This is a genomic window from Rhodococcus sp. G-MC3, from assembly GCF_030063335.1.
Lineage (GTDB): Bacteria > Actinomycetota > Actinomycetes > Mycobacteriales > Mycobacteriaceae > Rhodococcoides.
In genome coordinates this window covers 51,485-71,411 of the sequence record NZ_JASISW010000006.1, presented here as the reverse complement: position 1 = coordinate 71,411, position 19,927 = coordinate 51,485, and the positions used below count along the sequence as shown (strand labels likewise).

Sequence of the window (19,927 nt, the reverse complement as noted above, 5' to 3'; positions counted from 1 at the left end):
GCGTCATCGACGGCAGAAGGAGATGCTCGTGAAAGTTTCTTGGTTCCTTCCCACCGGGGGCGACGACGAACGCCTCGGTGGCGCGTCCCACGGCGTCGGCATCGCTGGTGACGGTCGCGATGCCGTCGTCGACACCGGCCACCGCAACGCCTCCCTCGAATACCTCACCGCGGTGGCACAGACCGTCGACCGCTTGGGGTTTCACGCGGTCCTGACGCCCACCGGTGGGCACTGTGAGGATGCGTGGCTCGTCACTGCGGCACTGATCGGGGCTACCGAGAATCTGAAATTCCTCGTTGCGTTCCGTCCGGGCGCAGTCGCTCCGGTGCTGTCGGCGCAGATGGTCAGTACCTTCCAGCGACTCTCGGGAGGCCGCGCGCTGCTCAATGTCGTGGTCGGCGGCGACGACGTCGAACAACGCAGCTACGGAGACACTCTCAGCAAGGACGATCGTTACCGGCGTGCCCGTGAGTTTCTCGAGATCGCCCGAGCCGTCGGCGATGGAAAGCCGGTATCGGTCGACAGCGAGTTCTACACCGTCGACCGTCCGAGCGGCGCCGGCTTCGGCGGTCACCTGCCCGTTCCGCTTCCCGACGTCTACCTCGGTGGATCCTCGCCCGCAGCAATCGAAGTGGCCGCAGCGCAGGCCGAGGTGTTCCTGACCTGGGGTGAACCGCCGGCTCAGGTCGCCGAGAAGATCGCCGCGGCGAAAGATGCCGCGGGAGGTAAGGGGAGAACCATCCGCGGCGGGATCAGGTTGCACGTGATCACTCGCGACACCGCAGCGCAGGCTTGGACTGTCGCCGAGAATCTCATCGCAGGCCTCGACGACGAGCTCATCGCCCGACGCCAACAGGCCCTGCGCAGCCTCGGATCCGAAGGCCAGCGCCGCATGCTCGACCTGCACGGCGGCGATCGGAACAACCTGGAGGTGGCACCCAACCTCTGGGCAGGTTTCGGACTCGTCCGCGGCGGCGCAGGGACCGCACTGGTGGGTAGTCACGAGGAGGTCGCCGACCGCATCCGTGAATATCGGGACGCAGGCATCGAGGAATTCATCTTCTCCGGCTACCCGCACCTCGAAGAAGCCGAGCACTTCGGCCGCGGGGTACTTCCTCTGCTGCAGTAGATGTGACCTATTCCCCCGCTATCCAGTAGGAAAAGACCCCAATTGGCGCAATGATCGCCGATGCTCGTACACTTTCAAACAGCAACACCATCCAGAGCGACCGAGAGACCTGGCTCTACGACGTCGCAGCAACCCCCCGCGGGGCATGTCATCGCGGGAGCGGGTGCTACCGCCGGGACCGATGGAGGAACGATGAGAACAGCAGGCAACCCGGTGCTGGGTGCTGGCTTCGTCACCGCGTGGGGTCGCCTTCACGTGGATCTGTGCCGTTTGACCGGCTCGATCTGTCTCGGCTGAACACAGCCGCCCCTTTCTCAACACCCTCACCAGTTCATGTCCGTGGACTCGCCCTGCGCTTTGGGCTGAGTTCTTCGGGCACTTCTCGAGATCCGGAGTACCTGACGTGTCTTCACGTTCCCTTCTTGCCGGAGCCAGCGCTATCGCTGCCCTGAGCGTCGTATTGACTGCCTGTGGCGGTGGTCCCGCCTCGTCCGCGGCCGATGCCGGAGAGCCGCAGTCCGGAGGTACCTTGCGTTACGGGCTCTCCGGTGCGCCGACATGCTCCGACCCAGCGCAGGCCAGCTCCAATCAGACCATCTACGTCGCTCGCCAGATCGTCGACTCGCTCACCGATCAGGATCCCGACACCGGCGAGCTCACCCCGTGGCTTGCGAACCGCTGGGAAGTATCCCCCGACGCGAAGTCGTTCACCTTTTCGCTGAAGGACGGGGTGACGTTCAGTGACGGCACCACGGTCGACGCCGCTGCCGTCAAGGCCAACTTCGACTCCATTGCGAACGATCTTTCCTCCGCCAAGGCGCCCCTCGGTGCCAGCTACCTGTCGGGCTACACAGGCACGACCGTCGTCGATCCATTGACGGCCAAGGTCGACTTCAGCGGCCCGAATGCACAGTTCCTGCAAGCAACTTCGACTGCTCAGCTCGGAATTCAGTCGCCGGGCACCGTAGCGAAGCCCGCCGAGGAACGCTGCCTCGGCAACAATATCGGTAGCGGCCCGTTCGCCTACGCCGACTATCAGCAGGACAAGTCGGTGACGCTTGCCAAGCGCACCGGATACAACTGGGGCTCCGATGCTTTCGGTCACACTGGCGAGGCCTACCTGGACAAGATCGAGTTCACCGTCGTTCCAGAGTCCGGTGTACGTACCGGCAGCCTGTCATCCAATCAGCTCGACGCCATCAGCGATGCACTGCCGCAGGACGCACCGCAGATCGAGGCCACCGGCGGCCAGATCGTGACGACGTCCAACCCTGGAGTTCCATTCGGCTTCCAACCCAACGTCACTCGTGGTGTCTTACGGGACGTGGAGGTTCGTAAGGCGCTCGTCCCGGCGATCAATCGCCAAGAACTCGTCGACACTATCCTCGGACCCGACTTCAAGACTGCGACGTCGACGCTCGCCAGCAAGACTCCCGGCTACACCGAACTGTCGGACGTCAAGTACGACCCGGAGAAGGCGAAGTCGATTCTCGACGCAGCAGGCTGGGTCCCCGGAGCCGACGGCATCCGTGAGAAAGACGGCCAGAAGCTCAGTTTCAGGGTCATGTTCAGTGCGGTCTTCGCCGGGAACCAGGCAATCCTCGAGCTGACACAACAGCAACTGCGTGACGTGGGCGTCGATCTTCAACTCGAACTGGTGTCGCTACCGGAATCGACGGCACGGCAGAACAGCAAGGACTTCGATGTCACCTACTTCAACAGCACTCGCGCCGATGGCGACATCCTGCGCACTTCGTTCGGCTTGGACGGTCGAAACTTGAACGCGCGCGGCCCGATCCCGGATCTCGACACGGCGTTGACCGACGAATTGGCGGCGACCGATACCGCGACACGGAACGGGTTCATTGCGGCGGCGCAGCAGCAAGTGCTCGACAACGGCTTGTGGATTCCGACCATCGAACTGTCGCAGGCGATCGGCGCCGGACCGAAGGTTCAGGACCTGAAGTTCGAAGCGTCCGCCCGTCTGCAGTTCTTCGACACCTGGCTGAGCGGACAGTAACCATGACTCGATACCTCGCGCAGCGCGTACTGCAAGCGGTTGCGGTGCTGTGGGCAGCGTTCACCATCTCGTTCGGTGTGCTGTTCCTTCTTCCTTCCGACCCAGTGAGCATTGCAGCCGATGCAGCAGGGTCCGGTACGCCGGTCGATGCCGCGGCGATCGCGGAACTACAGGCCCGCTACGGTCTCGATCAGCCGGTGTGGGTTCAGTATTGGAATTCGCTCAGCGGTGCTGTGCGAGGTGATTTCGGGTATTCCATCTCCACCGGCCAGTCCGTGACCACTGCTGTCTTCGACGCGCTCCCGAGCACGTTGGCTTTGGCAGGCACAGCGCTCGTCCTGTCGGTGTTCTTCGGCGGCACCATCGCATTCCTGGCCACGTATACGAAAATCCGCTGGCTGCGGACCCTGCTGTTCTCCATCCCGCCCCTCGGCGTCGCAGTCCCGACGTTCTGGGTGGGTCTGTTACTGCTGCAGGTCTTCTCGTTTCAGCTACGAATTTTCCCGGCGTTCGGAGATCAGGGTGCATCCTCGTTGGTGCTGCCGGCGATCACCCTGGCACTACCCACCGGAGCGGTCATCGCGCAGGTGTTGGCAACGTCGATGTCGACAACGTGGAAGCAACCTTTCGTCGAATCAGCCCGAGCCAAGGGCGTCTCACGGCTGCGGGTACAGACCAGGCACGTTGCGCGGTTGTCGTCGATCCCCGCATTCACCATCGCCGGAGTGCTCGTCGGGAACCTGCTTGCCGGCTCCGTCGTCGTCGAAACGGTATTCTCCCGCGCGGGCGTCGGGCGACTGACCCAGACTTCGGTCTTGGCGCAGGACATCCCGGTGGTGCAGGGCATCGTCGTACTGACCTCGCTTGTGTTCGTACTGGTGAACCTCGCGGTGGACCTGCTCTACCCGCTGATAGACCCGCGCATCGTGACGCAGTACAAGAAGTCGGCATCCGTTGCAGTGAAGGAGAAGGCACATGTCTGACATTCTGACCCGCGAAGTCGGTCTGGAGGCACGGGTGCCTGCTGCGCCACCGACCGCGCGACCGAGACGTTCTCGCCGGCTCGGTCGCGTGATCCTGAAAAACATCTGGCTGGCCATCTCGATCGTCGTGTTGCTCCTCGCAGTCGGATTCGCCCTGTTCCCATCGGGGTTCGCGAGCGGAGACCCGCGCAACGGTGTTCCTGCCGACAAACTGCAGGGGCCGAGCGCCGCGCACTGGTTCGGTACCGACAACATCGGCCGTGACCTGTACACGCGTGTCGTGCACGGAGCCGGTCTGTCGTTGACGGCGACGTTGATGGCCGTCGGTATCGCGCTTGTCGTCGGCTCGCTCATCGGCCTGCTGTCGGGCGCTGTGGGCGGAGTCCTCGACGCCGTTCTGATGCGCATCGTCGATGTGATGCTGTCGATCCCGGCGCTGTTGTTGTCGCTGGCACTGGTGACGGCGCTCGGATTCGGGACCATCAATGTCGCGATCGCCGTGGGCGTCTCGCTCATCGCGAACTTCGCCCGCGTGATGCGTTCGGAGGTTCTGCGCGTGCGGCAGTCCCTCTATGTCGAAGCTGCCTATGCATCGGGGGTCCGCTGGTACGACGTGTTTCGCCGGCACATTCTGCGCAACTCGTATGCTCCGGTGATTGCACTTGCTGCAGTCGAATTCGGTATGGCGGTGCTGGCCGTGTCCTCGCTGAGCTTCCTCGGATTCGGTGCGGTTCCGCCGACCCCCGAATGGGGATCGATGATCTCCGAGGGTCGCAGCTTCTTGGCCACCGCGTGGTGGATGACTACTCTGCCCGGTCTCGTGATCGTCGCAGTGGTCCTGTCCGCGCACCGCATAGGTCACGCAATCGATGGAGATAAGTCATGAGTCGCATTCTCGACGTCGAGAACCTCCGAGTCTCGTACGGTGACAACGTAGCGGTGGCCGGCGTCAGTCTCACCGTCGACCAGGGCGAGGTCGTTGCTGTTGTCGGGGAGTCCGGTTCCGGAAAATCGACGACGGCTCACGCCATCATCGGGCTGCTCGCAGGTACCGGCCACGTCACCGGCGGCACAGTGCGGTTCGACGGACACCGTATCGACGACGCCTCGGAGAAGACCCTCGACCGGCTGCGCGGTGCCCACATCGGGCTCGTACCGCAGGACCCGACGACGTCACTGAACCCGGTCATCCGGATCGGTGACCAGGTGGCCGAGGTTCTGCGCGTACACGGACTCGCCACCACACGGTCCGCGCGCCTAGAGGCCATCCGGATCCTCACCGAGGCAGGCATCGACAATCCCGAGGTTCGTGCCCGGCAGTACCCGCAGGATCTGTCCGGTGGGCAGCGACAGCGTGTGCTCATCGGAATTGCGTTGGCGTGCAGGCCCGAGCTTCTCATCGCCGACGAGCCGACGAGCGCGCTCGACGTCACCGTGCAGCGTCGGATCCTCGATCATCTCGACGCGCGTGTCGCCGAAACCGGCGCCGCCGTCTTGCTCATCACCCACGACCTTGGCGTCGCCGCGGACCGTGCGGACCGACTGATCGTCATGAGCAAGGGTGAGATCGTCGAAACCGGCAGAACCGCCGAGATCCTCGCGAACCCGCAGCACGAGTACACCAAGTCGTTGCTTGCCGCCGCGCCGAGTCTTGGCAGCGAGCTCCGGCCGCATAGATCCGCGACGGAGCCAATTCTGACGGTGAGCGAGGTGTCCAAGACCTTCCGGATCGGCCGAGGTGTGACCCTCGATGCCGTGAAATCGGCTTCCGTCACAGTCCAACGCGGGCGCACACTCTCGGTCGTCGGTGAATCGGGCTCGGGGAAATCGACACTCGCACGCGTCGCGATCGGACTGGAGGCGCTCACCAGCGGCTCGGTGCAGTTCGACGGCACCGAGGTCGCCACGCTTCGCGGATCGGCTCTGCGGGCGCTACGCCGACGCGTACAGATCGTGTATCAGAACCCGTACGCCTCGTTGAACCCGAAGTTGAGCGTCGAACAAATCGTCAAGGAACCGCTCGACGCGTTCAAGGTCGGTTCGAAGGCGGAACGCTCGGCTCGTACAGCGGAGCTGCTCGATCAGGTTTCCCTGTCGGGGGAGTACCTGCGCCGCAGGCCATCCGAATTGTCCGGCGGGCAGCGGCAGCGAGTGGCCATCGCGCGGGCGCTTGCACTGCGGCCCGATCTCGTCGTACTCGACGAGCCGGTGTCGGCACTGGACGTCTCGGTGCAGTCACAGATCCTCGAGCTACTGGCCGATCTGCAGAGCGAGCTCGAGCTGAGTTACCTGTTCATCTCGCACGACTTGGCGGTGGTCCGGCAGATCAGCGACACCGTTGCAGTCATGCAATCAGGCACCATCGTCGAATACGGCGGGGTCGCGGAGATATTCGACAACCCGGTGCAGGAGTACACCCGCGAACTGCTGGCGGCTATTCCCGGTACTTCGATCGACAAGGAGGCAGTTCGTGCCTGAGAAGACATTCATCGTCGCCGTCGACCTGCAGGGGACCGGAGTTCACCCGCAGGCCTGGCGGCGCACCGACTCGCGCGCGGAGGAATTGTTCACCGCGCAGTACTGGACCGGGCTGATCGAGCAAGCCGACAGCGCCGGCGTCGACCTCGTATTCATTCCAGACTCGTTCGCGCTGCAGAGCGCTGACGGTTCGGAGCTCGGCAGGCTCGACGCCGCGTCCATCGCAGCCCGTGCGGCCGCGCCGACACACTCGATCGGACTCGTTCCGACCGTCACTGTGACGCACACCGAACCGTTCCACGTGTCGAAGCAGATCGCCAGTATCGACTTCGCCTCACACGGCCGAGCAGGCTGGGAAGTGTCGGTGTCGGAATCAGATGCCGAAACGAAGTCGTTCGGGCGCAAGGGTGTGCAGTCGGCGACAAGCTTGTGGGCCGAAGCCGACGATGCCATCGAGGTAGTGTCGCGGCTATGGGACAGCTGGGAGGACGACGCCGAGATCCGCGACGTATCGACCGGACGCTTCATCGACCGAGACAAGCTGCACTACATCGACTTCGAGGGCGAACACTTCTCCGTGCGAGGGCCGTCGATCACCCCGAGGTCGCCGCAGGGGCAGTCGCTCGTGGTGATCCGGGCGACCAGTGATTCGCTGAAAGTTGCCGCCCAGCGCGCGGACATCGTTCGGATCGCGGCTCCCACGGTCGACGAGGCTTCCGTCATTGCTGCCAGGGTGCGGCGCGCGGTGGTCACCGCTGGCCGTGATCCGGCAAACGTCCACGTGCTCCTCGACCTCGACGTGCTCGTGTCCGACTCGGCGGGAGTAGATCTCGCACAACTGAACGGCTGGGGGTCCTACACCTCGCAGTCCGTGTCCTTCGTGGGTGAGAGTGCCGGACTGGTTGCTCTACTGGGGGAGCTCGAGGCCGTCGTCGACGGCGTGACTCTTCGTCCGCTCGCGCTGGCCTCGGCGCTGCCCGCGATTGCGGGCGTTGTGTCGCAGCTGAACCGACGGTCGACTTCAGGTCTCCTGCGCGAACGCCTCGGACTCACGCGCCCGGCGAACCGCTATGCAGCAAAGGAATCAGCGAAATGAGCAAGAAACAGATCCACCTGGGCGCTCATTTCCCCGGCGTCAACAACACCACCGTGTGGGCCGATCCCGAGTCGAAGAGCCAGATCGAGTTCGACTCGTTCGTCCATCTCGCCGAGACCGCCGAGCGCGGATTGTTCGACTTTTTCTTCCTGGCCGAGGGCCTGCGTCTGCGTGAGCACCAGGGGCGCATCCACGACCTCGACGTCGTCGGTCGCCCCGACACGCTGATCGTGCTCAATGCACTGGCTGCGGTGACCACGCACCTGGGTCTCGCCGGAACCATCAACACCACGTTCAACGAGCCGTTCGAGATTGCACGTCAGTTCGCCTCGCTCGATCACCTGTCCGGTGGCCGAGCAGCGTGGAACATGGTGACGTCCTCGGATGCATTTACAGGTGAGAACTTTCGGCGCGGTGGATACCTGGACCGAAACGACCGCTACGTACGCGCCCGCGAGATCATCGACACCGCACGCGAACTGTGGGACAGCTGGTCGCCCGACGCCCTCGTGGTCGACCGTGAGAACGGAGTGTTCGCGCGCCGGGATTCGATCGCGCAGGTACGCCGCAGCGGACCGCAGTTCGACATCGATGCAGCCTTCACGGTCCCGCGCAGTCCACAGGGTCACCCGGTGCTGCTGCAGGCGGGCGACTCCGACGAGGGACGCGAATTCGGTGCAGCGAAAGCCGACGCAATCTTCACCGTCCACGGGACTCTCGAAGCGGGACAGGCGTTCTACTCGGACGTGAAGGGCCGTCTCGCGAAGTACGGCCGTGAGCACGGTGATCTCAAGGTGCTGCCGGCCGCGACATTTGTTCTCGGTGACACCGAGTCGGAGGCGCACGAGCGCGCGAACGTCATCCGGCACCAGCAGGTGGGCCCGCAGACGGCGATCTCCTTCCTCGAACAGGTGTGGGGCCGCGATCTGTCGAACTACGATCCCGACGGACCCCTGCCGAAGGAAGACCCATCGGACGACGTCAACATCACCCGCGGACGCGTACGTCACGGCGATCCTGTCCAGGTCGCGAAAGACTGGCGAGCGAAAGCCGAAGCGGGCAACCTCAGCATCCGCGAACTGATCATCGAAGTCACGACGCGCCAGCAGTTCGTCGGGACTCCGGCTCAGGTCGCCGAGGAGATCGACAGTTACGTACAGAACGACGCGTGTGACGGATTCATTCTGGTACCGCACATCACCCCGGCCGGCCTGGACGAATTTGTCGACAAGGTCGTTCCCGAACTCCAGGCACGCGGCAGCTTCCGTACCGAATACACCGGTACCACGCTGCGGGATCACCTGAATTTGGTTCACCCATACGACAAGCGAGAAGGAGTGCGAGCATCGTGACCAGCATCATCACCAGTACATTCGAAGAGGCATGGAACGTGTGGCACGCCGAGCGTGAAACCTATTACGGCGACCCGCTCGGCTGGGTGTCCCTAACCGGAATCTACTGGTTGACAGACGAGTTCGAGTCCATTGCAGATCTTCCCGGCCGGTGGCGTGCCGACAAGAATGCCGTGTACGTCGAGGGTGGAGACACACTGGACCCGAAAGAGGGAGCACCCGGCATCCTCGTCGAGGACGGTGACCGCCGCATCGAGGTGATTCGCCGCACCGGCTCCGTCGCACTTCGAGTGCATGACCCGAAATCCCCGCACCTGCAGACGTTCAGCGGCATTCCCAGCTATGAGCCAGACGAAAAGTGGAGCGTGACAGGAAAGTTCACGCCGTTCGAGGAGTCCAAGATCGTCACGACGGGAGCCGTCGTCGAAGGGCTCGAGCATCACCACACCGCTGTGGGCGTCATCGACTTCGAAATCGGTGGCGACGCTCAGCAATTTCTGGCTTTCGGTGGCAAAGCGGGTGGACTACAGATTCTGTTCACCGATGCCACCAGCGGCGTCACGACGTACCCGGCGGCGCGGTCACTGGCCGTCGCCGATCCTTCCGACGGTGGTTCGGTGATCCTCGACTTCAACAGGGCGTCGAACCTGCCTTGCTCGTTCACCGATTACGCGACGTGCCCTCTCTCACCCCCCGAGAACAGGCTGACGGTCGCCGTCGAGGCCGGGGAGAAGAACCCGCGTCCGGAGACCGTGCAATGAGCAGGGTTCCGTTGTCGGTGCTCGACCTGTCGCCGATCAGTGAGGGTTCCACGGCAGCACAGGCGCTGCGGAACACCGTCGACCTGGCCCGGCAGTCCGAGGAGTGGGGCTATGAGCGCTACTGGGTCGCCGAACACCACTTCGTGGCGGCGGCCAGTTCGTCGCCCGCGGTCCTGATCGGTCTGCTCGCAGCAGCTACCAACAGAATTCGGGTGGGCTCCGCGGCAGTGCAGATCGGCCATCACACCGCGGCGTCGGTCGTGGAGTCGTTCGGAATTATCGACGCGCTCTACCCGGGACGCATCGATCTGGGCATCGGCAGAACTGGGCAGCGGCGCGCCGAAGCGCTGGCAGGCAAAGATCGACCAGAACCAGAACACGAGGAGAAGGTCATCGAGGGGATCCTGTTCCCGAAGCCGTTTCCGATGGGAAACCTCGTTCTGTCCGAGCGGCTACTGGCCACGGGCTCGGTGCTTGTGCAGCCCGAGGCCAAGACCCCGGATTTCGAAGTGCAGCTCGACGACATCATCGACTTCTTGCGCGACGATTTCACGACGTCATCGGGAGTGTCCTTGACTGCCACCCCAGGCGCAGGCGCGCAAGTGGAACTATGGGTCTTCGGTAGCAGCGGTGGCCAGAGCGCACAGGTCGCTGGCGCACGCGGTTTACCCTTCGTCGCGAATTACCATGTAAGTCCGGGAACGACTCTCGATGCAGCCTCGGCCTACCGGGCTGCCTTCGTACCGTCGTCCATCCTGGACGAGCCTTACGTGGTCGTCTCTGCCGATGCGGTAGTGGCGGAGACGGATTCGGAGGCCGAGTATCTCGCGTCGACGTTCGGTCAGTGGGTGTACAGCATTCGCAGCGGTGACGGTGCCATCCCGTACCCGGACCCGAAGACCGGTTCGGCGCTGACGGCTGAGCAGGCCGAGGTGGTGCAGGACCGTGTGGTAACTCAGTTTGTCGGATCGGCAGCCACGGTTGCCGACAAGCTCGACGCACTGCAGCGTGCCACGGGGGCGAGCGAACTCGTCGTGACTTCTGTTGCCCATGATCACCAGGATCGGTTGAGGTCGTACGAGTTGCTCGGGAAAGAGTGGGGTCTGCCGCGGCTACGGGTATAGATCGGAACAACGAAGGGCAGGCTGGGGTTGAGGATCGACAAGACACGAGTAGCAGTAGCAACGGCGTTCGGTGGCCCGGAAGTGGTGCAGATCGTCGACGAGGCGCTGGCGAAACCTTTGGCAGGCCAGGTCCTCGTCGAGGTCGAGGCGATCGGTGTGAATCCGTTCGACTACAAGAGCTACAGCGGGGAGTTCGGTGCCGACGAGTCGGCGTTGCCACTTCGTCTCGGCAGTGAAGCCAGCGGAATCGTGCGTGCCGTCGGCAACACCGCCAGGGGGCCTGCCGGGCCCATCTCGGTCGGCGACGAGGTGATCGTCAGCGGCGCGAAGGGCGCTTACGCGGAAAAGCTGCTCGTTCCGGCGGATGCGGTACTGCCGAAGCCGTCCTCGTTGAGTTGGGAGGAGGCAGCGGGCCTGCTCTCCGTTGCGGGTACCGCATTCGACACCATCGAGGTCGTTGGAGTATCGGCAGGCGACACCGTCCTCGTCCATGGGGCGGCGGGCAGCGTCGGATCGATCGTCGTCCAATTGGCCGTTGCGCGGGGTGCCCGCGTGATCGGAACCGCGCGGGCCGTGAATCACGAGGCCTTGCTCGAATACGGTGCAGAGCCTGTGGAATACGGCAGCGGACTTCTCGATCGCGTGAAGGCACTTGCCCCCGACGGTATCGCTGCCGCGATCGACACCGTCGGTACCGATGAGGCAGTCGACGTATCGCTTGCGCTGGTCTCCGACAAGGCTCGAATAGTCACCATCGCGGCGTTCGGACGGGCAGGCAAGGACGGTTTCACCGCTGTCGGCGGCGGCAACCCGGAGAGCGCCGCACGCAGAAAGAAGGCTCGGGCCGATCTGGTCGCAGCTGCGGGACGCGGAGAGCTCAAAGTCCCCATCGCCAAGACTTTCCCGCTCGCGGAGGTCGCGCAGGCACACGCGGAATTGAACGGTGAGCATCCCCGCGGAAAGTTCGTGCTGATTCCCTGACGGATCTCGATACTCACCCTCGCGTCGAGAGACGCGGAAGCAGCCGTTCGAGCACCCCGCTGATTCTACTTCTGTCGCATTGTCGCTGGCATTTCTAGGCTTTACGGATACCGGCATATCCAGCAACGGAGAGGTGTGGTCGGGGATGGCTGCGATCAATGTTCGTCAGTGGGGTTCGGGAGACCGGCATGCGGTGCTGATTCATGGGCTTGGCAGCTCGTCGACATCGTGGTGGGAGGTCGGTCCGGAATTGGCTCGTCGCGGATATTACGTCCACGCAGTGGACCTGCCCGGTCACGGTGACAGTGAGCCGCTGAGCGAGTACTCGGTGGAGGCGCTGGTCGATGCCGTGGTGGGCGCGGTACCTGCCTCGCCCGAGCTGGCAATCGGGCACTCGCTGGGCGGCTTGACCCTGGCGCATGCGGTGTCGTCGTTGAAGCCCGCTCACGCGGTCTACGTGGATCCCGCCTGGACCGTCACGGCCGACGCCGGTGTCGTTGGATTCTTCCGTTCTCAGAAAAGTTGGACTCTCGACGACGTCGCGCAGAACTATCCGCGATGGGACGCGGCAGGCCACGCACGCAAGCTCGAAGCACTACAGAAGTGGGATGTGTCCATCCTCGACGGGCTGACCTCGTTCACCTCTGCCGACGTCGAGGTGCCTGCCGTCCCGTCGACCGTCCGTATTGGCTGATCCGAGCAACCTGATACCGCCTGCGCGAGCGGCCGAACTCGCCGAGGCCGGTTTCGATGTTCGGGTGGTTCCCGGCACGGGTCACGTCGTGCACATCGATGATCTCGAACGATTTTTCGATGCCCTGAAAGGCGTGATTTCACGGTGAGGCTTCCGCCCGGTTGCAGTTCTTCGGTTCCTGGTTAGGCTAGCGAGACCATCACCCTTCGAATCACAGTGATTCGAAGGGTGATGGTCGATTACGGCGCGGTCTAGGTTTCTGGGTATGGCCTGGCTGAAGCGCATCTTCGATCTGCGATGGTTCGACGATCACGCGGAGTGTGGTGTCGACTGTGCGCGCGCTGCCGTCGCGCTGGCGGTGCACGGCTGACACTGTAGGACCCAGCCTGACTCCCTCCAACCGCGAAGCATGACAACCACATTGAGCTACGGAGTCCACCGCGCCGGGCCCTTGGTCATCGCAGAGTTTCCGATATCAATGTGAAGGTTTGTGTCGCCGACGACACCTGAGCGTCCTTGCGACGGGAGTTCGACGAGCACCCTTCGGCCGACTCGTAGAACGTGCAGCGCATCGGTTCGTGTACGAGGAAGTGCCGGAGTTGGGCGGGACCACCCTGTGGGCAGTCCGCAGCCTCCGTTCGGCCGACACTCAACGGGGTACTTCGGTGGGTGACGCCCGATCGTTGTTGACGACGAAGGTCGCGAGGTCGCGTGGACCTACTTCCTCGAGGTAGCGGCGTGACGCCGCGTGGTAGCGGAGATCGAACGCCTCCGCTGCCTTCTCGGTCCCAGTACTCGGTCAACGGCGCCCGGTGAAGGAATGTGCCGTCGATGACCAGCACCGCGTTTGTGGGGGAAAACAACGTCTCGGCCTCGGTAGGGGTGTCCGATGCCAGGACGATGATGCCTCGGCGATACAGACCGGCACCGTCCGGGCCGAGCGGTTGGAGCACGTGCTCGATCAGCGACTCGAAATCGTATGCATCCTCGTAGTACCCGTCCGCTGACATCCTTCCCCGGCGATGCCGATGCGCCCGAGGGCGATGAAACCCGTCCATCGTCAGGTGAATGACAGGCCTTCCGTACGAACTGACGGCTGAGGCGCGTTGTTCGCTGAACGAACGGGTCAGAAGGCAGGGTATGCACAATCGGCCAGCGCAGCAATGCTCTCTGTACCGGCATCGTCGTGTGGACGGTTGCCGGCGGTCAGTCTCTAGCCGCTGTGTTTTCGCCGGCGGTAGAAACTGGGAATGGGTTGTCGCTCGGCGTCATCCGTCGGAGGTGGTATGAGCCACGGGTGGCCGTCGGAGCCCATGATGATGTCCCACTCGGTGTGGTGAACGATCTTGTGGCAATCCCCGCAGAGAAGTGCAAGGTTTCTCAGATCGGTCGGGCCGCCATCGGTCCAGTACACAAGATGATGAACCTTGCACCACTCTGCGGGCGCCCCACATTTGACGCAGCAGCGGTCGCGGATGGTGACGGCCTTGCGCTGTCCGGACGTCGCCAACCGAATGGTGTGTCCCAGGACCAGAGGTACGCCCGCACCGTCGACGATCACAGGGGTCAGGTCGGCGTCGCATGTGAGGTACTGGGTGAGATGTCGGCTGATGGGGCCGGTCCAATCGAGGTGGAACGGCCAGTCTGCTGAATCGGAAGATTGATCGCCGGCTTTCGAGATCGGTGTGCTAGCGGTGCCGCGATCGCTTCCGCCTGCGTGGTCGGGTGAGTCGGTCCGTGATGCCTCACCCTGCTCACCGGTCTGATTCTTTTTCGACATCAGGTCGGCGAGATTGATTATCAAATTGACGTTGCCGGTGTGGTTCTGACCGGAGGTTTCCGATCCGCGAAGATGGCGATCGAGCATCTGACCGAATCCATCCGAACGACGCTGGGTAGGAGTGCGCGGGTCAGGCTCTCCCTCCGGCGATGGCCTGGGTGCGCTGAGCGGCAACAGCGCGGTGAGGAGCTTCTCGGCAGTTAGTTTGTCGACGTTGCCTTCGATTCTGCTGCGCCCGTTGGCCAGTGGGTAGACGTTGAAAGAATTCAGTGACGTGTTCTCGGACAGCGACAATGGCGGTGTAGGGGGTAACGGGTTTTCACGTTCGGTCGGGTCGGGAGAGTCGGCGGGCCCCCGTTCGTCTGCTGGATGTGGCTCGTCCTGATTGTTCAGGCCTTCAGCGCGGCGTCGCTCATCTTCGCGTCGGCGCTGCTGTTCTGCGTGGTAGCGGGCGCGGGCGTCCTCTGCTGCACCCTGAGCCAGTTCTTGGGCGCGCCGGCTCACTGCGTTTGCGGTCGAGCGTGTCGCGAGATCCAAAAGAACGTCCACTGTTTTGTTCTGGGCTGTTGCATCGAGAGTTCCGTCGGCAAGGAGGACAATTGTGAGCCCATCGGCTATAGCTTTGGCGTGAGCCGCGTGAATCATGGAGTCTGCCAAAGCGTTGGCCACAGTAGGATGATCGCCGAGCCAATGGCCGAGTGCGACCTGCTGGCCGGAACCGGTATCGGTGATGCGTGCTGCCGAGACATACCACCGTTTGATCGACGACGAGTTCAGCTTCTTGCCCACACCTCGGAGGTCTGCCTCGGCGAGCATCGCGAATTTGCTCGCCGCCAATTGTGCTTCAACGGAATGAACATGGACCAGCCCGTCCACGAGCTCCTGATCGGAGAGCGTGGATGCGCTGTGGAAGTCCCCCAACTTCTGCATGTCAGGGAAGGTGCAACGACGTACCGACAGAAAGTTCAGCGCACGAGCTTGATGGTCACGAAGCCGTCGATCCCGGGGAAGTCCTCCGCTGTGCCGTCAGGGACGAAACCGTTGCGGCGATAGAAAGCAACCGCACGGTGGTTGTTTTGCGCGACCCACAACTCGGTCGGTTCGTCGACGAGCACGGCGTCGAGTAATCGCTGGCCGACCCCGGTCCCATGGAAGGCCTCCAGGACGTATAAGGCAAAAATTTTGTGCCGGTCCATCTCCGTTCCGGCGTGAACCAACCCGGCGATCGACGAATCCTGTTCCGCAACAAAGACAGTATGTTCGCGATCGCCGAATCCGATTACGGCTTCCCAATGTTCGGTGCGCCGGGCTTCGGCTGCCGCATCGAGGAACGTCTCCGGGACCGTTCCACCGAACGTACTGCACCACACTGCCGTGTGCACCGCTGCGATTTCGGCTGCCTCATCGGCAGTCGGGGGACGAATCAGCGCAGGTCCGTCGTGCGTCATGCGCACAGGAGTAGGACAGAGCTCTCCGATGTCGAGTGCTGCCGTCGGACCTCAGTCGTCGAGGACAACACCGTCGACCACGATCCGGGCGCCACGCGCGGAGTAGAACGACAGATGGTTCTCGATCCCGGATGCCGCGACCATAGTCTGCGGATAGAACCAAGCTATGTCCTGCGGGCCGGACAAAACCGACACGTAGGACGCCGTGCCCTTGTACGGGCAGGCCGTCGTCGTGGCCGACTCGGTGAACAGTGAATTCATCACGTCGATTCGAGGGATGTAGTACCTCGGGGGTAGCCCGGTCTCGAACAAAAGTTTCGCGCTACGTGTCTCCGCGACCAGAACATCTCCGAGGTATACCTGCACGTGGCGCGACGTGGGCAGCACATCGACACGGACGTAGGGATCGCGTGGATGGACGAACACCTGCTCGTCCTCCTCGAACCACGCATCGACCCGGTCCCAGTAGAAGGAGACGTACTCGCTCAGATCGAGGGCGTCGGCGAGCGCCTGCGGGTAGGTCCACAGAGCATCGACCGAAGACTTACCCCCGGCATCGATCGTGTGGTACGTCGCCGTTCCCTTCCTCGGACACACCGTCGTCGTATCGGATTCCCGCAGAAAATCCTGACGTACATCCGTCCACGGTATGTAGTACGCGGGCAGGTGGTCCTGCTCGAACAGGTAGACCGACTCCGTGGTGTCGACGATGACCTCGCCGCCGAAGTACGCGCGAATTCGGCGGGGATTGGGCTCGGTTGCCACGGTGCCATTGCCCGCGGTGCTCTGAACCGCCTTCGCGTGACTGAGTGCTCTCGACATGGTGGCCTCCTGCATCGAATTGGGTCGTGCTCGACGCTACCTGTCCTGCCGCCGACACCCTGGGCCAACTCTTGACCGATCCGAGCCATTGACGCAGCCCACTGCTGGTGATGGACTCGGTGCCATGCCATTCTTCGACGGCTCGCGGGGGCCCGTCTACTACCGACACTGGGCCGCGGAAGTCGCGAGGGTCGCCGTGATCTTCCTGCACGGGTACGGCGAGCACTCGGGGCTCTACCACCGGTTCGCCGACTCGTTGAGTGCCGACGGCATCGACGTGTGGGCCCTCGATCAGATCGGCCATGGGCTCTCCACCGGCGACCGCGGCGACTTCGGCTCGCTACGTGACCTCGGTAGAGATGCGTCGACGCTGAGCTCGATCGCTCGGTTGGCAACTCCCGACGTGCCGATGATCGCCATCGGCCACTCACTGGGTTCTGTCGTCGCGACGCTCGCGGTCCTCGACGATTCGGCCCGCTACTGCGCTGCCGTCATCTCCGGCGCACCGCTGTCGGCGCTGCCGTGGCTCGAAAAAGACGGTGCGCAGCAGTTCGACCTCGATCCGAGCGAATTGTCCGCCGACCCGTTCTACCTCGATGCACTGGTGAACGATCCCCTCGCATTCGTCAGCAGTGACTCGGGTCAGCTTCTCGCGACGGAGTTTCCGCGGGCGTGGTCGCGCTTCGACGCGGATCTGCCTAGTCTTCGGGTTCCCGTCCTCGCCGTGCACGGTGAACTCGATCGGATCTCACCGATCGACGGTGTGCGTACCTGGGTGGGGCGTGTGCCCAACTTCGAGCTTCGTGAGATCTCGGGTGCCAGGCACGACGTCCTCAACGAGACCGGTCACCGACGTACCGCCGCTGTCATCGCGAATTTCGTACTGGAACAGGCAGACTCGGAGGCGAACCGCGCCTACGAGGAAGAGTCGTCGTGGCAAGGCTGACCGTCACCGAGGCGCAACGCGCAGCCTTGACCGATGCGGCGTCGTTCTCCTTGCTCGACGCGATCGCCGGACGACGCTCACGCAGGTTCCCTCTCGGTGGTGAAATTCCCGACGGACCACTGGCATTCAAGAGTCGTCACCCCGTCACGCCGTTGACAGAAGTGGAACGGGCCCTGTTGCTCTCGGTGGTCGGCGGCGTCACCGGCTGGCACTACGGCATCACTCGGCATGGCGGTTATGCTCCGAAGTTCCCCAACTACCCGGGCAGTGCCGTCGGGCGGACGTTTCCGTCGGCAGCCGGGTTTCATACCAGCCAGCTGTTCTTCACCGACGACTCGGGAACCTATCTACTGCCGACTCGCGACACAGCCCCTCTCTCGGGTGAATTCGATCTCGAAGACTGGCTGAACCACACAGCCGACCAGTATGTGAGGCTGTCCGATGCACGGTTGCCGCTGCCGCGTGAAGAGCCCTATATGGAGGGCCACAACACGTGGATCGCGAACCACCCCGGCAGCCTGCTTGCGTTTCCGGTCGCCGATCTCAGTGAGCACCTCATCGCCAACCTGTCGTTCTTCGCCGCAAACGGGTACGTGATTTTCGACGACGTCCACGACCGGCTGATACCCGGCGTGGAGAAGTTCGCGTCCCTGGCTCACTTCGACGATCCGGTGCCGCTCTCCTTCGTCGAGCAATACACGTTGACCGAAGCGAGTGCCGAGCTCGCCACCGCAACCCACAACGGCGTACTGGTACTGCAAGCACTCGGCCTGGGCGGATGGATGTTCGACGGTCTGGACAGGTTGTCGGTTCTCGGCGGCTCCGGTGATCCCCGTGCACCCGGGCTCGGATTCAGGTCCGATACCGATCCTCGGTGGCCTTTTCCGAACGCCACGGGTCTGGACGGGTACTTCGACACCCTGTCGCCGCCGCATGTGAAAACCGTCGCCGACGGCGTCGAGAAGTACTTCGTTCGCAAGTACGGTGTCGGGGGACCCTTCCACCCGGACACTCCCGGCCCGTGGGCCGATACCAGGAAGGTGCGTTCGGCTGCGCTGCCGGCCTCGGCAGTTCAAGAGTTGGTGACTCTCGAGGCGTCCTATATCTACGAGAGTTTCGGCAAGATCCCCGGCACTGTGCCCACGGTGCACGCTCTGATGTATCTGCAAGCGCAGAACATCGACCTCGATTTCTATGACACTCACTTCGCGCCCGGTGCGTACCTGCGCACTCACGCCGAACACAAGGCCCGGTGGAACGCGTAGACGCGCGCACCCTTGCCGGTTGAAACCTGGCCTGCGTGCGCGCGTCCGCTGGACTCCGAGCGGTGGTCTCACTCCAACTTGAAGCCGATCTTCACAGTGACCTGAAAGTGTGCGATCGCGCCGTCCTCGACGTGGCCACGGGTCTCCACGACCTCGAACCAGTCCAGATTCTTCAGCGTCGTGTTTGCACGTGCAATGGCTTTGCGTACCGCGTCGTCGGAGCTTTCCGTAGACGTTCCGACGATCTCGGTCACTCGGTAGATGTTGTCACTCATGTCGGGTGCTGCTCCCTTGCAGTCGATGGTGTGGTGCATGGTGTGTGGTGCGTGCACTGGATGATTCACCGGTCTCGGTGAATTCGAAACGGAATGGCCGAATCATGCAGTGGTTCTGCCGTTCTCGGCCCGGTCCGGATTCATCAAACGCAGCATCGACAACTCGGTGATGACGCGGACTCCGGGCTCTGGGTCGAATCGGTATCCGGTACCGCGGACAGTCGTCACCAACCGGCCGAAGGAGCCGAGCTTGGTTCGCACGCGCGACAAATGCACATCGACGCTGCGTCTGCCCCCGCTGGCAGTGAGATCCGCCCGGCTCACCACCACCCGCGGATTGCGCGCCAGCTGTGAAAGTATTTCGAACTCTGTGTGACTGAGCGGCACGCTCTTGCCGCTCACGATCACATCGCGCGCCGGCAGATCGATGACCAGCGGAGAGTTACGATCGCTGAAGCGCACATCGAAGCGGGTAAGGATGCGTGCGCCCGGGGCGAAGTTCGCGGCAGTCTGTCGTAGGGCGTCGGCGAACGCGTGCAGCTGCGGTCGCGACAGCCCTTCCAGCGCGGGGGTGCCCGTGTCGGAAATCTGAAGCAACACGGTGTCTTCGGTGGTCATGGCGCCTCCCAGGGGTGTCATCTCGCTCACGCGGAGTCGACATCGCTGTTTCTCCACGATAGCGATGTAACCGCACCAAGCGTCGACGAGAAAGGTATTCGCTCGAGCTGATCCGAACCGGTGGAGGTCTCACACCGCACTGTCGTGCAGCGAGC

21 protein-coding genes and 1 riboswitch are annotated in these 19,927 nt (G+C 63.2%); of the genes, 15 read left to right on the top strand and 6 right to left on the bottom strand.

All coding sequences use genetic code 11. The annotated features are described in order from the left end of the window. Nucleotides 1-22 precede the first annotated feature (22 nt). From QMK17_RS08090 to QMK17_RS08035, 13 genes are all read left to right on the top strand, one after another. Nucleotides 23-1,129, top strand: a complete 1,107-nt coding sequence (locus QMK17_RS08090; protein ID WP_283508130.1) for an LLM class flavin-dependent oxidoreductase — start codon at nucleotides 23-25, stop codon at nucleotides 1,127-1,129. A gap of 84 nt (nucleotides 1,130-1,213) precedes the next feature. Then, a riboswitch (SAM riboswitch) is annotated at nucleotides 1,214-1,317 on the top strand. Between the two features lie 4 nt (nucleotides 1,318-1,321). Next, nucleotides 1,322-1,426: a putative leader peptide gene (locus tag QMK17_RS26375; protein WP_336620137.1), complete on the top strand. Its 105-nt coding sequence runs from the start codon at nucleotides 1,322-1,324 to the stop codon at nucleotides 1,424-1,426. Nucleotides 1,427-1,532: 106 nt separating this feature from the next. After that, entirely contained in the window at nucleotides 1,533-3,149 is a 1,617-nt protein-coding gene (locus QMK17_RS08085) for an ABC transporter substrate-binding protein (protein WP_283508128.1), read from the top strand. A gap of 2 nt (nucleotides 3,150-3,151) precedes the next feature. Beyond that, the gene (locus tag QMK17_RS08080) at nucleotides 3,152-4,132 is read left to right on the top strand and encodes an ABC transporter permease (RefSeq protein WP_283508126.1); all 981 of its coding nucleotides are present in this window, start codon (nucleotides 3,152-3,154) and stop codon (nucleotides 4,130-4,132) included. Continuing rightward, entirely contained in the window at nucleotides 4,125-5,018 is an 894-nt protein-coding gene (locus QMK17_RS08075; RefSeq protein ID WP_283508125.1) for an ABC transporter permease, read from the top strand. Before QMK17_RS08080 ends, QMK17_RS08075 begins: the two co-directional genes overlap by 8 nt. Further along, entirely contained in the window at nucleotides 5,015-6,610 is a 1,596-nt protein-coding gene (locus tag QMK17_RS08070) for a dipeptide ABC transporter ATP-binding protein (protein WP_283508124.1), read from the top strand. The genes QMK17_RS08075 and QMK17_RS08070 overlap by 4 nt, the downstream gene beginning before the upstream one ends. Continuing rightward, nucleotides 6,603-7,706, top strand: a complete 1,104-nt coding sequence (locus tag QMK17_RS08065) for an LLM class flavin-dependent oxidoreductase (protein ID WP_283508122.1) — start codon at nucleotides 6,603-6,605, stop codon at nucleotides 7,704-7,706. The genes QMK17_RS08070 and QMK17_RS08065 overlap by 8 nt, the downstream gene beginning before the upstream one ends. After that, nucleotides 7,703-9,058, top strand: coding sequence for an NtaA/DmoA family FMN-dependent monooxygenase (locus tag QMK17_RS08060; RefSeq protein WP_283508120.1), 1,356 nt, complete (start codon nucleotides 7,703-7,705; stop codon nucleotides 9,056-9,058). The genes QMK17_RS08065 and QMK17_RS08060 overlap by 4 nt, the downstream gene beginning before the upstream one ends. Continuing rightward, nucleotides 9,055-9,819, top strand: a complete 765-nt coding sequence (locus QMK17_RS08055; protein ID WP_283508119.1) for a DUF1684 domain-containing protein — start codon at nucleotides 9,055-9,057, stop codon at nucleotides 9,817-9,819. The genes QMK17_RS08060 and QMK17_RS08055 overlap by 4 nt, the downstream gene beginning before the upstream one ends. Next, complete coding sequence (locus tag QMK17_RS08050) at nucleotides 9,816-10,943, top strand: LLM class flavin-dependent oxidoreductase (RefSeq protein WP_283508118.1); 1,128 nt, start codon at nucleotides 9,816-9,818, stop codon at nucleotides 10,941-10,943. The genes QMK17_RS08055 and QMK17_RS08050 overlap by 4 nt, the downstream gene beginning before the upstream one ends. A gap of 27 nt (nucleotides 10,944-10,970) precedes the next feature. Beyond that, complete coding sequence (locus tag QMK17_RS08045; protein ID WP_283508117.1) at nucleotides 10,971-11,924, top strand: NADP-dependent oxidoreductase; 954 nt, start codon at nucleotides 10,971-10,973, stop codon at nucleotides 11,922-11,924. A 145-nt stretch (nucleotides 11,925-12,069) separates the two neighbouring features. Beyond that, complete coding sequence (locus QMK17_RS08040) at nucleotides 12,070-12,618, top strand: alpha/beta fold hydrolase (RefSeq protein WP_283508115.1); 549 nt, start codon at nucleotides 12,070-12,072, stop codon at nucleotides 12,616-12,618. Next, nucleotides 12,611-12,766, top strand: a complete 156-nt coding sequence (locus QMK17_RS08035; RefSeq protein WP_283508114.1) for a hypothetical protein — start codon at nucleotides 12,611-12,613, stop codon at nucleotides 12,764-12,766. Before QMK17_RS08040 ends, QMK17_RS08035 begins: the two co-directional genes overlap by 8 nt. Before the next feature lie 307 nt (nucleotides 12,767-13,073). Here QMK17_RS08035 and QMK17_RS08030 read toward each other — a convergent pair whose 3' ends face one another. From QMK17_RS08030 to QMK17_RS08015, 4 genes are all read right to left on the bottom strand, one after another. Then, a complete protein-coding gene (locus QMK17_RS08030) occupies nucleotides 13,074-13,628 on the bottom strand; it encodes a hypothetical protein (RefSeq protein ID WP_283508112.1) in 555 nt (184 codons plus the stop codon). Between the two features lie 203 nt (nucleotides 13,629-13,831). Continuing rightward, nucleotides 13,832-15,328, bottom strand: a complete 1,497-nt coding sequence (locus QMK17_RS08025) for an HNH endonuclease signature motif containing protein (protein WP_283508110.1) — start codon at nucleotides 15,326-15,328, stop codon at nucleotides 13,832-13,834. 35 nt (nucleotides 15,329-15,363) lie between these two features. Further along, nucleotides 15,364-15,846 carry a GNAT family N-acetyltransferase gene (locus QMK17_RS08020; protein WP_283508108.1) on the bottom strand — a complete coding sequence of 161 codons (483 nt, stop codon included), beginning with the start codon at nucleotides 15,844-15,846 and terminating at the stop codon, nucleotides 15,364-15,366. Between the two features lie 51 nt (nucleotides 15,847-15,897). Continuing rightward, nucleotides 15,898-16,668 carry a DUF427 domain-containing protein gene (locus QMK17_RS08015; protein ID WP_283508105.1) on the bottom strand — a complete coding sequence of 257 codons (771 nt, stop codon included), beginning with the start codon at nucleotides 16,666-16,668 and terminating at the stop codon, nucleotides 15,898-15,900. A gap of 124 nt (nucleotides 16,669-16,792) precedes the next feature. On the opposite strand from QMK17_RS08015, the gene QMK17_RS08010 reads away from it, so the two are divergent. Next, a complete protein-coding gene (locus QMK17_RS08010) occupies nucleotides 16,793-17,614 on the top strand; it encodes an alpha/beta fold hydrolase (protein ID WP_283508103.1) in 822 nt (273 codons plus the stop codon). After that, nucleotides 17,611-18,879, top strand: coding sequence for a hypothetical protein (locus QMK17_RS08005; RefSeq protein ID WP_442972722.1), 1,269 nt, complete (start codon nucleotides 17,611-17,613; stop codon nucleotides 18,877-18,879). Before QMK17_RS08010 ends, QMK17_RS08005 begins: the two co-directional genes overlap by 4 nt. A 68-nt stretch (nucleotides 18,880-18,947) precedes the next feature. Here QMK17_RS08005 and QMK17_RS08000 read toward each other — a convergent pair whose 3' ends face one another. Continuing rightward, nucleotides 18,948-19,154 carry a dodecin gene (locus QMK17_RS08000; protein ID WP_072804035.1) on the bottom strand — a complete coding sequence of 69 codons (207 nt, stop codon included), beginning with the start codon at nucleotides 19,152-19,154 and terminating at the stop codon, nucleotides 18,948-18,950. A 102-nt stretch (nucleotides 19,155-19,256) separates the two neighbouring features. Further along, nucleotides 19,257-19,772 (bottom strand): winged helix-turn-helix domain-containing protein, encoded by a 516-nt coding sequence (locus QMK17_RS07995; protein ID WP_283508099.1) that lies wholly within the window; start codon nucleotides 19,770-19,772, stop codon nucleotides 19,257-19,259. Between the last annotated feature and the right edge of the window lie 155 nt (nucleotides 19,773-19,927).

Coding starts and splice junctions, on each gene's coding strand:
- QMK17_RS08090 (WP_283508130.1), top strand. CDS start 23: ATGCTCGTGAAAGTTTCTTGGTTCCTTCCCACCGGGGGCGACGACGAA.
- QMK17_RS26375 (WP_336620137.1), top strand. CDS start 1,322: ATGAGAACAGCAGGCAACCCGGTGCTGGGTGCTGGCTTCGTCACCGCG.
- QMK17_RS08080 (WP_283508126.1), top strand. CDS start 3,152: ATGACTCGATACCTCGCGCAGCGCGTACTGCAAGCGGTTGCGGTGCTG.
- QMK17_RS08075 (WP_283508125.1), top strand. CDS start 4,125: ATGTCTGACATTCTGACCCGCGAAGTCGGTCTGGAGGCACGGGTGCCT.
- QMK17_RS08070 (WP_283508124.1), top strand. CDS start 5,015: ATGAGTCGCATTCTCGACGTCGAGAACCTCCGAGTCTCGTACGGTGAC.
- QMK17_RS08060 (WP_283508120.1), top strand. CDS start 7,703: ATGAGCAAGAAACAGATCCACCTGGGCGCTCATTTCCCCGGCGTCAAC.
- QMK17_RS08050 (WP_283508118.1), top strand. CDS start 9,816: ATGAGCAGGGTTCCGTTGTCGGTGCTCGACCTGTCGCCGATCAGTGAG.
- QMK17_RS08040 (WP_283508115.1), top strand. CDS start 12,070: ATGGCTGCGATCAATGTTCGTCAGTGGGGTTCGGGAGACCGGCATGCG.
- QMK17_RS08030 (WP_283508112.1), bottom strand. CDS start 13,628: ATGTCAGCGGACGGGTACTACGAGGATGCATACGATTTCGAGTCGCTG.
- QMK17_RS08025 (WP_283508110.1), bottom strand. CDS start 15,328: ATGCAGAAGTTGGGGGACTTCCACAGCGCATCCACGCTCTCCGATCAG.
- QMK17_RS08020 (WP_283508108.1), bottom strand. CDS start 15,846: ATGACGCACGACGGACCTGCGCTGATTCGTCCCCCGACTGCCGATGAG.
- QMK17_RS08015 (WP_283508105.1), bottom strand. CDS start 16,668: ATGTCGAGAGCACTCAGTCACGCGAAGGCGGTTCAGAGCACCGCGGGC.
- QMK17_RS08010 (WP_283508103.1), top strand. CDS start 16,793: ATGCCATTCTTCGACGGCTCGCGGGGGCCCGTCTACTACCGACACTGG.
- QMK17_RS08000 (WP_072804035.1), bottom strand. CDS start 19,154: ATGAGTGACAACATCTACCGAGTGACCGAGATCGTCGGAACGTCTACG.
- QMK17_RS07995 (WP_283508099.1), bottom strand. CDS start 19,772: ATGACCACCGAAGACACCGTGTTGCTTCAGATTTCCGACACGGGCACC.